We start from the raw sequence: 16,470 nt of genomic DNA on the forward strand, positions 1-16,470 counted from the left end.
AAATCACATTTGTAAATATCAATTCAATCTTTACTATAGTTATTTAAAAAAGGAAACCAAAGTATGTCTGAGAATCAAGCTCGTCAAGAACAAGAATTTGAAGCTAATCAAAATCAAACTCCTCAGGAGCCAGAAACTTCTGAAGCCTTATCTGAAGAAGATCTAGAAAATGTAACTGGTGGAGCTTTTACGGGAACAGTATGGCACAAAGATAAACATGGTAATGTAACATCAAAGAAAGGTACATGGCACTAGCTAGCAGGAGATTATACAAATATCTCAGTAGAAAGAAATTATTGATCTGATACTAGTAGTTAGATTATCTGAAAGCAATATTTTGCTAAATTACTACTAGTTTTTGTCTCCCTCGCTCTCTAAATATTTTAAATTTAGGGAGCTTTGATGTATCAAACATAATTTTGGAACAAAATTTTAGTGACATGACTGAAAAAACTGCATTAATTACCAAAATTTAGTCATTGTTTAGATCTATTTTGTTTTATATAGTTATTGCAAGTTAGTAATTGATTTGGGCTTATCAAATTTCATTAAAACTATATAAAATATTGTTTAAGTATTCATAAAAACATTGGTTACTGTTTTATCTCCCATCAACTAACTAATTAAGCAATAACTATATACGATTAGGTTTAATTTCAAAGTGAATAATAACCAGATTGAAGTAAATAATAACTATATAAACTCCTCTACATCAGATCGTAATGTTTTACATAATCCTAATCTCAATCTAGATGCACCTAATATTCGAGTTTTAATTGTTGATGCTCAACAATCTATATGTCAACATCTACAATTGTTACTTGAGCCAGAAGCTGGGTTAGAAGTAGTAGGGACAGCTACTAATGGTGCAGTGGCGATTAACTTAATAGAATCTTTACAGCCAGAGATAGTTTTACTGGATGTGGAAATACCTGTAATGGATGGGTTCGAAACTATAGAAGTTATAGTGAAGCGCTTTCCTGGTTGCAAAATTCTCGTTCTAAGTTCCTCCGATAATAAGGATGATATCAAGAAAGCCTTAAAAGCTGGAGCTCGGGGTTATTTACTTAAAAGTACTTCAATTGAAACGATCGCCGATTCGATTCGTTCTGCTGGCAAGAGGCACTTTCAACTTAGTCCAGGATTATTTACTAAAATTTTCTTGCCTAAATTGAACGGAGAAACAAAAGAAAATACTCAAACTTCAGAATCGGCAAAGCCCGAAAAATCTAAACAAAAAGATGGTTCTACTGCCAAAAAAGAAAACAAAATGTTTCGGCAAGAATCATTAGAGCGTTTATCTTCTCCCGAACGACTGGATCAATTAATGCGGGTAGTTAATCCTAAAAGTTGGATTCCTCTAGCTACACTAGGAGTTTTGGGAGCATCTGCCTTAACTTGGAGTATTTTTGGACGTATTCCCGTCACAATTCAAGGAGCAGGGGTGTTAGTTTATCCCAGTACTGTGGTTCCTGTACAGACAAAAAGTTCGGGACAACTAATAGATTTAAAAGTTAAAAATGGTGAGCTAGTTGAAAAAGGAGATGTCATAGCTACTATTGATCGTAGCGATCGCCGAGAAGAACTAGAATTAGCCTTGGCTCAATTGGCTCAACTAAAAAAGCAAAACACAGAGGCTGAAGGAGTTCAAGATCGACGCAAAAATCAAGATTTACAAGCAATTCAAGAACAACGCCAAACTTTAGAGCAAAGATTACAGATTTTAGAAGATTTAACTCCTACTCTAAAAGACAAAGGAGTATCAGCTATTCAACGTCAACGTCAAAACTTACAACAGCGTCAGCAAACTTTAGAAGAGTTGCGACCGACTTTTAAGCAAAGATTGGAAACTCGGCAAATGCTATTTGAAAGAGGAGCAATTTCTGAAGATGTTTTGCTGGAAGCGAGACAGCAATACTACGATAATATCAGTGGCATTGATGAAGTTGAAGCTCAATTAAAAGAGTTGGATGTTCAAGAAGCGGACGCTCTTCAGCAATATCTTTCCAATTTGAATGAAGTTAAAAATGTCCAAGCTCAAATTCAAGAATTAGACAGTAAAAAAGCCAATTTAGCCCAACAAGACTGGGAAAATTCTACAAATCGTACTAAAGAAATTCAAGAAGTTGAACGTAAAATTGCTCAAATCCAGCAAGAAATCAACAGTGAAAGTCAAATTGTCAGCCAACATTCAGGAAAAATTCTCGAACTCACTGTCAATCAAGGACAAGTCGTAGAAGCAGGAACTCGCCTAGCCAGTATCGATACTGATAATCAAGAGGGCAAACTAGTAGGTGTGACTTATTTCCCTGTTAAAGATGGTAAAAAAGTTCAACCTGGCATGGAAGTCCAAGTTACGCCTCAAACCATTAAGCGAGAAAGATTTGGTGGCATAGTAGGGACGGTAACTAAAGTTTCTTCATTCCCCATTACTACTGAAGCTGCCGCCAATGTGGTAGGAAATCCACAAATAATTGCCGGTTTAGTCCCAGAAACTGAACCAGTAGTAATTCAAATTTCGGCCAAATTAGACTTGAATCCCAGGACTTTTAGTGGTTATGAGTGGTCTTCTTCTGAAGGACCTAAATTGAAAATTTCTTCGGGAACAACCACATCTGCCAGAGTCAAAGTAGAAGAAAGAGCACCTATTTCTTTTGTCTTTCCAATTTTGAGGTCTATCAGTGGTATCTACTAATATTTCTCCACCAAAACTCCAGGATATCTGGCGGTATCTCAAAAAATTGCTGCCTCAACCCAATCAGCGAGTTAAGACACCTACAGTTTTGCAAATGGAAGCAGTCGAGTGTGGTGCAGCAGCTTTAGGTATCATTCTTGGTTATCATGGTCGTATCGTACCGTTGCCCGAACTACGACAAGAATGTGGTGTTTCTCGCGATGGGAGTAAAGCATCAAATGTACTCAAAGCAGGAAGAAGATACGGATTAGAAACCAAAGGTCTGAAAAAAGGCTTAGAAAAACTGCAAGAACTGGCCCCACCCTACATTGTGTTTTGGCAGTTTAACCATTTCTTAGTGGTAGAGGGACTTGGCGAACAACGAGTTTATCTTAACGATCCTGCCAGTGGACCGAGAAGTGTATCCTGGTCTGAGTTTGATGAAGGATATACAGGTGTAGTTCTGGTCATGGAGCCAGGGGTTGAGTTTCGTAAAGGAGGCAAGAAACCTAATGTTTTGGTTTCTTTGCGATCGCGATTGCAATCTGTAGCTGGCGCTTTGGCTTACTGTATGGCAGCAGGATTGTTGCTGACCCTGGTTAAGTTATTAATTCCTGTATTTAGTCAAATATTTGTCGATGAAATTTTAGTCCAGGGAAGAATGGATTGGCTACGTCCATTAATTTTAGCTATGGCAGTTACCGCAGTTTTTCAAGGAGCATTAACTCTACTGCAATTACGCTATCTGCGTCGATTACAAATTAAACTTTCAGTGGCAATGTCTGGTAGTTTTCTCTGGCATATTCTTCGTTTACCTATCGGATTTTATGCTCAAAGATTTGCGGGAGAAATAAGCGATCGCACCCGTTTAAATAACGAAGTAGCAGAGGTTCTTTCGGGACAACTAGCAACCACCATTATTGATACAGCTATGATTGTATTTTTTGCCGTAGTTATGTTTCAGTACGATGAAGTACTGACGATTATGGTGATTAGCTTTGCTGCCATCAATATTTTGACCCTTCGCTGGATTTATCGTCAGCGAGTAGATGCCAACCAAAAACTAATGCAGGATTATGGTAAAGCTGCTGGGGCATCAATTGCAGGACTTCAATATATCGAAACTCTCAAAGCATCGGGAGTAGAATCAGACTTTTTCTCCAAATGGTCTGGTTATTATGCTAAAGCACTTAATTCCCAACAAGAATTGGGAGTAGCTAATCAGTTTCTTTCCGGATTACCCGTACTGTTAACGGCTCTTTCCTCTGCTTTACTGTTAGTAGTTGGAGGTTGGCGAGTTGTTGATGGACATCTTAGTATTGGGATGCTAGTGGCTTTTCAAGCAATAGTGAAGAATTTCCAAGAACCTGTCAACAATCTGGTCAACTTTGCGGGAACTATACAAGAATTAGAAGGGAATGTCATTCGTTTGGATGATGTACTCAATAATCCCACCGAATCCTCTACTAACAATAAAGAAAAACTCTTATTAACTCCGCGAGCAGATAATAGTAAGATCACTCTTCCTATATCTGCTCGTTTAAAAGGATATATAGAATTAAACAATCTTACTTTTGGTTATAGTCGCCTCGATCCTCCCTTGATTGAAAACTTATCTTTATCCGTTAAACCTGGACAGCGTATTGCTTTTGTCGGTGGTAGTGGTTCTGGTAAATCTACTGTGGCAAAATTAGTTGCGGGACTCTACCAACCCTGGTCGGGAGAAATTCGCTTTGATAATCGACTCAGACAAAAAATTCCTTATCAAATATTAACTAGTTCGATCGCGATGGTAGAACAGGATATTTTTCTGTTTACAGGAACAGTAAGAGATAACTTGACTCTATGGGATAAAACTGTCGCCGATAAACATTTAAGACAGGCTTGCCAGGATGCTGCCATTGAAGATGTCGTTAATTCTCTACCAGGGGCTTATAACTCTGAGTTGCAAGAAGGAGGTGGCAATTTAAGTGGTGGTCAACGACAACGACTAGAAATTGCTCGTGCTTTAGTCAACAATCCTTCAATTCTGGTTATGGATGAAGCTACTAGTGCTTTGGATGCAGAAACAGAAAAAATTATTGATGGTAATTTACGAAGACGAGGTTGTACTTGTCTAATCGTTGCCCATCGTCTGAGTACGATCCGTGACTGCGACGAAATTATTGTCTTAGAAAGAGGCAAAGTAGTCCAAAGGGGTACCCACGAAGAACTATGGCAACAAGAAGGAGTTTATGCCCAACTAATTAAAAGTGGAGAAGGATGAATTTGGGTGGGTAGGGGCGAACTGCTGTTCGCCCTCACAGAGGTAAGAAGTTTGGAGAATGGAGAAATAAACCGATGGTTGTTAATTTTGTATAGATATTGAAAATGGTTAGTTCCGAGAGTCAAGCACAATATCCCGAAAATCTAAAAGTACATACTTTTAATAGCAATGAACCAATTCTGCTGAATGACCCACAAACAGTTTGGCAAATTCAATCCGGTTCTGTCTCATTATTTGCTGTCACAGTTAAAGATGGTATGACCGAGGAAAATCGTCGTTACCTTTTTAGTTGTGAATCTGGAGAAGCTCTTTTTGGTACTATTGCTAATCCCAATGAGATTGACTATCAAATATTAGCAATACCAATGGGGGAAGTGACTTTACTGAAGCTCAACCCAGAATTACTCCGACCATTAATTACTAATGAAAACTCTAATTTGACAACTTTAATCGATAAATGGTTAAAGAATTTTGACACCAATCTTTTTAGTTCTACAGTACCGACTATTCACATCAAAGCAGCAGGAAAAGAAAGCTTTTCGCTTAATAAAGGTCAAACTCTACAACCGATCGCAGATACTGTTGTTTGGGTGCAACTTCGAGACGGGTTAGTACGATTACTAGGAATTAAAGAATTAATTATCACTGAGCAGATTAAAATTTTACCCATTCCTCACGATCTCTGGATTGAAGCAAGTTATGATACTCAACTAACTACAGAAATTACTAGTTCGTTGTCAGACATAGATGATTTATTGGAAGGAATATCTTTATTTCATCGACACTTTCTGTTTTGTAATCGACTCATCCAAAAACAAGAGCAAAATGATGAATTAAAGCGATTAGCAGCTCTAGATAATCTCAACCAACAAGTTACGGCAGAAGCTTTAGGGGAGTTAGCATCTCCTTTAGCTTCTCAAAAAGATAACTTGATTATCGGAGATACTCCTCTATTAATAGCTGCTGGAGCAGTAGGAAGATCGTTGGGCATGAAAATTAGTCCTCCTGGTCAATCAGAAGATCTCAGCAGACTTGAAGATCCTTTACAAGCAGTTGCCAGAGCTTCTCGCTTACGAACCAGGCAAGTATTATTACGAGATAATTGGTGGGAGCAAGATTGTGGTCCTTTGATTGGCTATATTCATTCTGAATCCAATAAACAAGCAGTAGCTTTACTTCCCAAGGATTCTCATAGCTACGAATTATTAGATCCCGATAATCATACTCGCATTCCTATTGATAGCGATCGTGCCAAGGAAATCGAGCCAGTAGCTCAGATGTTTTATCGTTCTTTTGCTGATAAAGCCCTTTCTGTTTTCGATATTCTCAAGTTTGCGCTCAAAGGCAGATTTAGAGATATCTTAATTATTATTTTGACTAGCATTGCCATTACTTTGCTCGGAATGCTCACTCCCCAAGCTACGGCGATTATGATCGATAATTCTATTCCCGACAGCGATCGCTTTTCTTTAATTCAAATTGGCTTGGGATTGGTTATTGCTGCTTTTGCCACCGCACTATTTCGTTTAGCTCAAGGATTTGCTCTTTTAAGAATCGAAACGACTTCTGATGCCTCGACTCAATCGGCAATGTGGGATCGACTACTTAATTTACCAGTCTCTTTTTTCCGTCAATTCACGACAGGAGATCTCTTATCTCGGACTAACTCCGTCAGTCAAATTCGACGACAACTCGGCAGTACTATCTTAATTAAATTAGTCACCAGTATTTTTGCCTTACTCAATCTAGGGTTACTCTTTTTCTATAGCGTACCTTTATCATTTATTGCTATTGGTACGGCGATCGTTATTATTGTTTTCACTGTTTTGTCTGGATCGATTTTAGTACGCAAAGTTAGACCTTTACTGGAAATCGAAGGTAACATTTTTGGGCAGGTTGTTCAGTTAATTAACGGAATCTCTAAATTACGAGTTGCTGGGGCAGAAGAAAGAGCTTTTGCTTTCTGGAGTAAAGATTATAGTAAACAAATTAAACTTGAACTTAGTACTCAATTAATTGAAGATATTGTTGCTGTCTTCAATACCGTGATGCCGATACTTACTTCTGGTATCCTCTTCTGGTTCACAGTCCATTTACTTAAGCAGGCAGAGACAACTGGTAAAGCAGGATTGACAGTGGGAACTTTTTTAGCTTTTAATAGTGCTTTTGCTACCTTTATCAGTGGTTCAACTGAAGTAAGTAATATAGCTACGGATATCTTACAGGTTATTCCTCAGTGGCAACGAGCGCAGCCCATTGTCGAGACTTTACCTGAAGTCGATCTTAGTAGAGCAGATCCAGGGCAACTTATTGGCAGAATTAGCATAGATCGGGTATCTTTTCGCTATAGTCCGGATATTCCTTTAACTCTAGAAAATGTCAGTATTAAAGCTGAACCAGGAGATTTTATTGCTTTAGTTGGTGGCTCTGGCAGTGGGAAGTCAACTATTTTCCGCCTTTTACTGGGATTTGAAACTCCTGAAGATGGGAGTATTTATTATGATGGTCAAGATTTATCAGGGCTTGATGTTAGTGCTGTACGTCGACAGTTGGGTGTGGTTTTGCAGAACGGCACAATCATGTCTGGTTCAATTTTCGATAATCTGGCTGGAGGAGCTAGAATTACTCTGGATGAAGCTTGGCAAGCATCTCGCATGGCTGGTTTTGATCGTGATATTGATAGTATGCCTATGGGGATGCATACAGTTATTAGCGAGGGAGGAGGTAATCTTTCTGGAGGACAGCGACAGCGACTTCTAATTGCCAAAGCTTTAATACTAAAACCTCGTATCTTGCTGTTCGATGAAGCTACCAGTGCCTTAGATAATACGACCCAGGCGATCGTCAGTGAAAACTTAGATCGATTGCAAGTAACTAGAATTGTGATTGCTCATCGACTGAGTACAATTCGCAATGCCGATCGCATCTATGTATTAGAAACAGGCAGAGTAGTTCAGCAGGGAAGCTTTGAAGAACTCGCTACTCAAAAAGGACTATTCTCCAATTTGATGAAAAGACAAACAGCTTAAGAAGTTATTCCTTTGTATTGCTAAAAAAATGTGATTTTTAACTTGAAAAACAACAACAATCTACTGTTAAAAGTATTCATAATTAAATTATTAATTGGTCAAACAATTTTAGATTTACTCTTTTTATCCAAATAAAAAGAAAAATTAAAACAAAACTAATATTCTTATATCTGCTATTGCACTGCATATTAGAAAATTAGTTAATCGGTGAAGAGTATACTTGTTTAGTTTAAGCTAGCAAATCATCTAAATAAGACAATTAATTACATCTATTCGTCTAATATCTATTAATTAGGAGTAACCAATGTCTAATAACTATCAAAATATCATTGAACACCTTTGGGAAAATCCCACAAGTAAAGAGGATTTTATGACTGAACCCAAGTCATACTTAGCCAAACAAGGAGTAGAAATCCCCGAAAATGTAAAAGTATTTGCCTATGCAGGCACTTCTAAAGAACTTTACTTAGTCTTACCTCCTCAGGGTAAGCGCAAGAAAATTTAGGTATCAGATAGGTTAGACTTTAGGGGAATCGAAGCAGCGAGAACTTTGAGTAAATAGCCCTGGTCCATGCTGGCTCGCCTCGCTTAGAAACGAGTGCTGCGCTTACAGCTCGTTTCTTGATTAAGTAGATTAATGCTCCATCGTTTCAGTAAAGCGATATTTTCAGGAGCATTGCCTGTACGAATACGGCAGGCATCTTCCCCAAAAGTCACATCTAATATCCAATGGAGTTGGTTCTCAATTGACCAATGCTGTCGGATTGCTCTGCCCAGTTGTTGAGCATCAGGAGAGAGAGAACTAAGATAGAACATCACCTCACGGGTGGTCTTATTCCATAGATGGCGGGTGCGAATAACCATCACGATAGTTTGTAATCCAGACTACTGGGTCTGTTTGTACAAATCCCCCATCTGAGAGATAGAAACAGCCCAAACCTGTCGTTTTTCACGACGGTGATGTCCTGATTCTACTCGTACATCATAACTGTACTCAATGCTCTCAAAGTTGTACGCTTGGGCGTTTTCAAACCATTGTTGTACCTGGGTGTGTAAAGTAGGATGATTAGCTTTCAGTGCCAGGACATAGTCAGCACCAAGAGTAACAATGCGATGGGCGATTTTATGTTGAGTTCCCATCGCGTCAATAGTAATGATGCTTCTGGAAATATCTAATAGTTCCAGAAGGGCTGGAATAGCTGTAATTTCATTACTTTTAGACTCGACTTTAACTTGACCCAGAAACAATCGGTGTTTACTGGCCCAAGCACTGACACAATGTAAAGCCGATTGAGAGCCATTGCGGTCGTACGAACCCTTAAGTGTTTTACCATCAATGGGAATGACCTCTGCCCCTAAATCAATTACTAAACTGCTCAACCAACCATTGAAACTCTTTTCTAAAGCTTGAGGTGAAATTCTTTCAAATAATCTTCGGTAAGTATCGGCACTCGGAATCCCGAAAGGTAAGTTCAAGAAGCTAGATAACCATTCCTCATGACTTACACCGTAAATTTCAATATCTTCCCATCCTTGCGCTCCGCCAATTGTCGCGAGTAAGGCGATCGTCACAATACTGATAAATGGATGAAGCACACCTTGAGAGCCTCTGGGGTCTTCTAAATCCTCAAAATGCTCTGCTAATTGTTGTTGTAATTGTTCGCCATCAATAGCAGGTTTGAGTGACGAGGATTTACTACTTTTCTTTCTGGAGACAGACGCTTCAGCAAAACCTTTAACCATTGGGAATCCTGATTATGAGATGATTCTCTTAGCATATTACAGCTTTATTTTTCTTGCGCTTACCCTGCAATAGCAATGTGTCAGGCTTTGGCATATTGGGCAAATTCTGAGCCACTTTTTTTCTTCTACGCGATCGCAATTATCAAACAAAAAGCGAAGCAAAATTGGCAAATTTACCTTGCAGCTTGTGAACGAACTAAAGTAGATTCTCAATTTCTGACTTTTATTAGAAAATTGACACAGCTCAATCAAGAAAATCAACATCAAAGACTAATACATAGTCTGTTTCAAGAAGTTCCTCATTTGGAAGAGGAAACTAAACAGCGATTTAGAGGACAAATTTATCTGTTTATGGAAATGTATCATCATTTCCATAGTGCAATCTGGAATCACTATTCTTCTACTCATGATTTGTTGCGATCGGTTTCTCTAATCTAATCAAATTCTAATCAACAAGTTAACTTCCTAACAAAATAGCTTCTCAACAAGATAGCTTTTCAACAAGATAACTTCCAAGAGAATTTATGTTTTTAATTCAAGACTATAAAAAACCTTTATTTAAAGAGCAAGTCTTTTTTAATTTTAAAGATACTAGTGTTCAAATTACCTATGGTACTCAAGAATATTTACTCTCAGTTGAACCAGAAAACCAACCGCAAACAACTAAACTATTAAAATTATTACAGACTGGCAATTTATCATTGCCACAATTAGTTCAAGTTTGTCCCGACATTGAGGAACAGATACCTGAATTACTATTAGAGTTTGACCGCTTGGGAATGATCCAAGAAACCCAAGCTCAAATTGCAATTCAGCCAATGACTGGACTACAGTTCTATCGAGAGATACGACGTTTTTTGCAGCGTTGGCAAAACCAGATTGTTCATCCTTTAGCTTTTCAGAAGATGACTGAAGGAACGATTACTAGAGAGCAATTAATTGGCTATGCTCTAGAATCCTATCACGTTACTCATTTGTGTCCTCGTCTGTTGGCTGGTTCCTTAACTAAGCAGGAAACACCTGAGACTTATCAACTCCTTCAAGAATTTTTCGTTTCTGAACTGTATCATGATCGCTTAATCACAAATTCTTTAGCCAGCGTGGGAATTGAAGAAACACAACTTGAACAGATACAGCCTTTACCGATGACTTTTGCTATTTGTTCTGCTTTAGCTGTTTTTGCTCAACAGCATCCTTTAAGTTTTAAATTGGCACTATGGTTATTTGAACAAGACGATCCCAAGTTTTTAGAGTTATTCAAACAGTGTTGTCAGGATCGGGATTTGCCGAGGGAATTTTATCAACCGATTTTGTTACACGCCAAGATTAATGATGAAGGAGAACATGAGCAGATAACCAAGAATTTGCTGGCAGAAGTAGCTTATATTTCCGTTGAAGAACAGTTGCGGGTCAAGAAGAATATGGCAATTCTTCAAGAGTCAATCATCCTACGCGATCGCCATATTATCGATTATTATGGCAATCCTCATAATATTATTCCTCGTTATTTCAGCGGTAATATTACAAAAGCTTGAATTCATTGTGCAATAGTATTTATTTACCAATTAATACTCACTATTGATATGACTTTTATAGCTTTAATCTTAATAATTACTAGTTTATCCAAAAATTAATTCATTGTAATTATCTTTTACTTTTCATAAGCTAGTGCATAGAGAAAATATAAAACTAGAAATATATATGACTAAAAAAAGTAAAATCTATCAACAAGTTTCTGAGCAATTATTAATAGATAAAAATTTTCAAGAACGGTTTTTAAGCGCTCCAAAATCAGTACTAAATGAGATGGGTATAAATATTCCTGATTCAGTTCAAGTTGAGGTTCATGAAGACACGGCGCGGATTAAAAATATTGTGATCCCTGAAAGCCTATTAGAAGAAGACGAATCAACTGCTTCTAATCCTTTATACAGACAAATAGTTATTAAAGCTTGTGAAGATCAAAACTTTAAAACTCAGTTAATGCAAAACCCTAAAGTGGCGATCGCACTTTTGACTGGAGAGAGTGTACCAGAAGATCTGGAAATCCGTGTTTATAAGAATACTTCTATCCTCATGCATCTAGTTATCTATCTCGAAGGAGCAAATGAAGAATTGAGCGAGCAAGAATTGGAAACTGTTGCTGGAGGAAAATCAGTATTATCCAGTGGTAATTGGGCTGGATTGGTCTATTAATGAATGCTTTTTTCTTAATTAAGCAACGCCATATTGTAGCCAGAAAAATAGTTCTACTCTCATGCACTTAGTTATCTATCGCGATTTTGCTATCGAAAAGTTGGGTAAGAAAGAACTGGAAACTGTTGCTGGAGATTTTATTGAGGGACTTATATCTGCTACTCCCTCCTTCAATGCGTTTAGAAATTGGAAGCAAAAAAATGAAAAAAAAACCAATGTTATTGGCTCGACAAAGAGCTATTAAAGCACGCCAAAAGGCTAGCCTGGGAAACTTTAGTTCTGGTTATGAATTTGGTGGGTGGAAAAGTTTACTAGATAATCATGTCCAATCTCCAAAACCGAGTCCCAAAAATTTTTCTTTGAACGACTTAGTCAAGCCAGACTTGGAGCAAAACAAAGTTGCTAACAAGCGCAAACCTTTTGCCGAAATAACTCTTTGTCCGAGCGCACCAGCAGACTCAGATGAGGCTGTGGTGTTTGGTGTAGTTGAAGGGACAATTGAATCTCCTCGCATAGCTTATTTAGATGAATCTCAACCTATTACTGAAGAAATTCAAAATTTAGCGTCTCCTGGCAAGCCATCTGAAATGATGCGTATCGCTACCTCTTGTATAAAAAAAGAATGCTTAAATTTTGATGGTTCGGATTGTCGCTTGGCAAAGAAAATTGTCGAACAGTTACCTAGTGTCACTGAAACCTTACCTGCTTGCCAAATCCGCTCTAACTGTCGTTGGTGGCAACAAGAAGGGAAATCAGCCTGTCTACGTTGCCCTCAAGTTGTGACAGAAAACTACTATACTTCTCCCTTGTTTGAGCGAGTATCAGAGCCAAAGACTAACTAAGATACTGCTCTTATTCAGGGTAGTGTTCCCGATGTCAATGAAATTGCACGCAATGATGCCGATGAAAAGACGGCATCATTTAAATGTGGTATCGATCAGATCCCGTTTCATATAAATGAATAGATGAATCTGATATGGATAAAACCACAAGTTTAAAACCAGTTAAATTTCAGTATTCTCAGGTCATTCAAGCTTCTAAACGACATCGAACAGGTATTGGTTTTAATTTCCCGATTTAAATTTGATCCTATGAAAAAAATATTATCTTGGGTACTCCAGGCGAGTTTTGTAACTTGTTGTTCTCTAATTTCTCAGAGTTTTGTTATGGCACAGCCTATTACCACTGATGGTACACTACCCGAACCTACTGAAGTTACTCCCACAGATGCAGGAGTAGAAATTAATGGTGGAACAGTTAAGGGCGATAATCTATTTCATAGTTTTGACAATTTTTCTGTACCAACTGGGACAGAAGCCCACTTCAATAACAATACTGATGTAGGAAATATTCTTGGTCGTGTTACAGGGAAAAATATTTCTCATATCGATGGTTTGATTCGAGCCAATGGTGGTGCGAATTTATTTTTAATTAATCCTGCGGGAATTGTGTTTGGTTCAAATGCCCGCTTGGATATAGGTGGTTCATTTTTTGGTAGTACTGCTGATAGTTTGTTATTTGATGAAGGTAGTGAATTTAGTGCAGTCAATCCACAAGTAGAACCGATATTAACTATCAATGCACCTATCGGCTTGAATTTGCGTGATAATCCCCAACCAATTAGGAATCAATCTACTGCGAATGATGTCGGATTGGAGGTAAACCCAGGAAAAAACATTACTTTAGTCGGAGGAGAGCTTAATTTTCATGGTGGACTCTTAACTGCACCAGGAGGCAGAATTGAACTAGGTGGTCTATCTACTGGGGGAGAAATTGGGATTACGTCTAATGGGAGCTTAACTTTTCCCGACTCCATACCAAGAGCCAATATTACTTTAAATGATGGCGCAGCTGTTAATGTTGCTGCTGATGGAGGAGGATTTATTAATATTCATGCTCGTAATCTAACCTTATCTAAAGAAAGCCAACTACTGGCGGGTATTACTAAAAACGTTGATATATCCAATGTCCAAGCAGGAGACATTACTATAGACGCTTCTGGCGCGATCGCACTGAGAGAATCTAGTAGCATTCAAAACGAAGTCAATCCTAATGGTGTCGGCAATGGTGGAGATATAATTCTTCAAGCCAAATCTATCTCTTTAGCGAATGAGGCCCAATTGTCTACTGTTGTTTTTCCTGCCTCCGAGGATTCTTTAGGTGGACGAGGTAATGCAGGTAATATCAAGATTCAATCCGAGTCTCTTACTCTTAGTGAGGGAGCTGGTATTTTTAGTGCCAACTTGGGACAGGGCAATGGAGGAAATATTGAGATCGATATCTTAAAGGGGTTCAGCATCAGGGGAAAGGGTAGAATCGATCCGACTAATAATAGTCCAGATATTGCGATCGCCAGTATTGTAGAATCATCAACTAAAGCTAATGCAGGCAATATTACAATTAACGCGGGGTCTTTTTCCTTAACTGATTTTACATCCATAGATGCAACTAATTATTCTGCTGCTGGAGGCAATGCCGGAAATGTATCCATTTACGCTCGGGATAATGTTCTGATTTCAGAAAGTGGCATTAATTCTCTTGCCAGTTTAGGTAATGCAGGAAATATTGAGATTAAAGCCAATACTATTAACGCTGAAAATTACTCTTTTGTAGATTCCAGTAACTTTGGTCAAGGAAATTCTGGAGATATTCTCTTTCAAGCGAACTCTATCTTCATGGGAACTCCATTTATTAGAAGCCAAATTTTTGAGGGAGAAGCAGGGGATATTAACATATTTGTCCAAGATTCGTTAAAAATCGATGGTATAGGTGCCAGCGCTTCCGGGATAACAGTAGAAAGCTTCGGTGCTGGTTCGGGAGGTAATATCAATATTCGAGCTAACTCTTTTTCCCTCTCTAACGGTGCCGTGTTAAACGCTGTAGCTAACGACACAGGTGATGGAGGCAATATTGCGATCGCTGCCAACACAATTGACATTCATCAGGCACTAATCAACGCTACCAGCTTTGAGAGAGGTAGAGGAGGTGATATACAAATTAACGCTACAGAATCACTTGAAATTACTGGGTCTGGTTTAACTATTTTGCAGGAAGATGTTATAGCTCCAGCAACTCAGAACTATTCTATTTTTGAGAATTTTAAGCCTGAGGATGTTCGTAATGCGGGGTTTCAAGGAATTTTAGCTGCAACTATTAGTAGAAAAGGAACAGCCGCAGGAAATATTATTATTGACACTGCCAATTTAAATATCAAAGAGGGAGGTTTGATTGCCACAGCTACTACTGGAGCGGGAGCAGCAGGCAACATTGTTATTAATAACTCTGGATTACTAAAGGTCAACCAAGGATTGATTTCAGCTTCCACAATTAATACTGGATCTGCTGGAGATGTAGAACTTAATACTGCCCAACTTTTGGTCGAGGAGGGAGGACAAATTACGGCCTCTAGTCTCGCTGCTGGAGATGGAGGCAGTTTATCCATCAATGCTACCGAATCTGTAGAGTTAAGAGGAACCGATCCTAGTGGTTTTGTTCCCAGTAGTTTGGTGGTAGGAAGTCAACTAACCAGTGGAACTGGAAATAGTGGGAACTTGATTCTTACTAGTCCTAAACTAACCATTAGGGATGGAGCAATCATAACTGCTAGTACCCTCGGAACAGGAACAGGAGGTAATATTCAAATTTATGCTACTGATTCGGTAAATCTTCATAATGGTGCCAAGGTTGTAGTCAATAGTCAAGGTCAAGGCGATGCTGGAAAATTAAAAATTGCTACTAATTCTCTAACTCTGGAAAGGCAATCTAGTTTATCGGCAGAAACACTTGCCAGTAAGGGAGGCAACATTCAGTTAGACGTGATGGATTTATTGTTACTCCAAGAAAATAGTACTATTTCCACGACCGCTGGTAGTAAAAGTATTGGAGCAGATGGTGGCAATATTGACATCAACGCTGATTTCGTGGTGGCTATGCCTTCGGAGAATAGTGATATTACAGCTAATGCTTTTCAAGGCAAAGGAGGAGAAATTCAAATTAATACTCAAGGAATTTTTGGTATAGCTCAAAAAGATCTTGATCCCAAAACTAATGATATTAACGCTAGTTCTAATTTAGGGGTAGATGGCAATATTACAATTATGACTGGCGTTATTGAAACTTTTCCAGAAATTGCTGAACCCCCAGGCAACATTGTCGAATCAGATGGAGTAGTTGCTCGAATTTGCGATCCTCTAGAAACAGCTGAAGATATTTCAGCTGATACGGAAAATACTCTAACTCTCAAAGATCGAGGTGCTGTTCCGCCTCAACCAACTGATCTTTTGACTTCCAATAACGTTTTAATCAATACCCAATCTTTACTTGGTAATGAACAAATTAGAGATCTAAAACAAGCAGAGAAACCAGAAAAAGCAGCCAAAAATTCATCGTCACCTATAATAACTGCTCAAGGTAAAATTTATCCTGCGCGGGGAGTAGTTCAACAAGCTGATGGCACAGTTATCTTAACCTCTTATAATAGCGATCGCCATCAGCGTACTCTCAATCATTCGCCTAATTGTGGATAGTCTGACCGTCTGAAGCCATCATTGTATTGACATTCC

Annotated in this window: 10 protein-coding genes and 1 pseudogene; 10 read left to right on the forward strand and 1 reads right to left on the reverse strand. The window is 38.5% G+C overall.

Features of this window, described 5'->3' with window-relative positions; genetic code table 11:
• Positions 1-63: 63 nt before the first annotated feature.
• The 5 genes from PLEUR7319_RS0102900 (at position 64) to PLEUR7319_RS0102920 (ending at position 8,474) form a co-directional block, all read left to right on the forward strand.
• Entirely contained in the window at positions 64-255 is a 192-nt protein-coding gene (locus PLEUR7319_RS0102900; protein WP_019503707.1) for a hypothetical protein, read from the forward strand.
• 406 nt (positions 256-661) lie between these two features.
• Entirely contained in the window at positions 662-2,695 is a 2,034-nt protein-coding gene (locus tag PLEUR7319_RS0102905) for an NHLP bacteriocin system secretion protein (RefSeq protein ID WP_019503708.1), read from the forward strand.
• Positions 2,682-4,940 carry an NHLP family bacteriocin export ABC transporter peptidase/permease/ATPase subunit gene (locus PLEUR7319_RS0102910; RefSeq protein WP_019503709.1) on the forward strand — a complete coding sequence of 753 codons (2,259 nt, stop codon included), beginning with the start codon at positions 2,682-2,684 and terminating at the stop codon, positions 4,938-4,940. Before PLEUR7319_RS0102905 ends, PLEUR7319_RS0102910 begins: the two co-directional genes overlap by 14 nt.
• Positions 4,941-5,044: 104 nt before the next feature.
• On the forward strand, positions 5,045-7,969 hold the full coding sequence (locus PLEUR7319_RS0102915; protein WP_019503710.1) for an NHLP bacteriocin export ABC transporter permease/ATPase subunit: 2,925 nt from the start codon (positions 5,045-5,047) through the stop codon (positions 7,967-7,969).
• A 304-nt stretch (positions 7,970-8,273) separates the two neighbouring features.
• A complete protein-coding gene (locus PLEUR7319_RS0102920; RefSeq protein ID WP_019503711.1) occupies positions 8,274-8,474 on the forward strand; it encodes a hypothetical protein in 201 nt (66 codons plus the stop codon).
• Positions 8,475-8,557: 83 nt separating this feature from the next.
• Here the strand turns inward: PLEUR7319_RS0102920 and PLEUR7319_RS34020 are convergent.
• Positions 8,558-9,712 (reverse strand): annotated as a pseudogene (locus PLEUR7319_RS34020) (ISAs1 family transposase).
• A 75-nt stretch (positions 9,713-9,787) separates the two neighbouring features.
• Between PLEUR7319_RS34020 and PLEUR7319_RS0102930 the strand changes: the two are divergent.
• The 5 genes from PLEUR7319_RS0102930 (at position 9,788) to PLEUR7319_RS0102955 (ending at position 16,434) form a co-directional block, all read left to right on the forward strand.
• Positions 9,788-10,150 carry a hypothetical protein gene (locus PLEUR7319_RS0102930; protein ID WP_019503714.1) on the forward strand — a complete coding sequence of 121 codons (363 nt, stop codon included), beginning with the start codon at positions 9,788-9,790 and terminating at the stop codon, positions 10,148-10,150.
• 86 nt (positions 10,151-10,236) lie between these two features.
• Entirely contained in the window at positions 10,237-11,247 is a 1,011-nt protein-coding gene (locus PLEUR7319_RS0102935) for an iron-containing redox enzyme family protein (protein ID WP_019503715.1), read from the forward strand.
• A gap of 166 nt (positions 11,248-11,413) precedes the next feature.
• Positions 11,414-11,908 (forward strand): NHLP leader peptide family RiPP precursor, encoded by a 495-nt coding sequence (locus PLEUR7319_RS39110; protein WP_019503716.1) that lies wholly within the window; start codon positions 11,414-11,416, stop codon positions 11,906-11,908.
• Between the two features lie 200 nt (positions 11,909-12,108).
• Positions 12,109-12,750: a hypothetical protein gene (locus PLEUR7319_RS0102950; protein WP_202804207.1), complete on the forward strand. Its 642-nt coding sequence runs from the start codon at positions 12,109-12,111 to the stop codon at positions 12,748-12,750.
• Between the two features lie 249 nt (positions 12,751-12,999).
• Positions 13,000-16,434, forward strand: coding sequence for a filamentous hemagglutinin N-terminal domain-containing protein (locus tag PLEUR7319_RS0102955; RefSeq protein ID WP_019503719.1), 3,435 nt, complete (start codon positions 13,000-13,002; stop codon positions 16,432-16,434).
• The last annotated feature ends 36 nt before the right edge of the window (positions 16,435-16,470 follow it).

The organism is Pleurocapsa sp. PCC 7319, assembly GCF_000332195.1.
GTDB lineage: Bacteria > Cyanobacteriota > Cyanobacteriia > Cyanobacteriales > Xenococcaceae > Waterburya.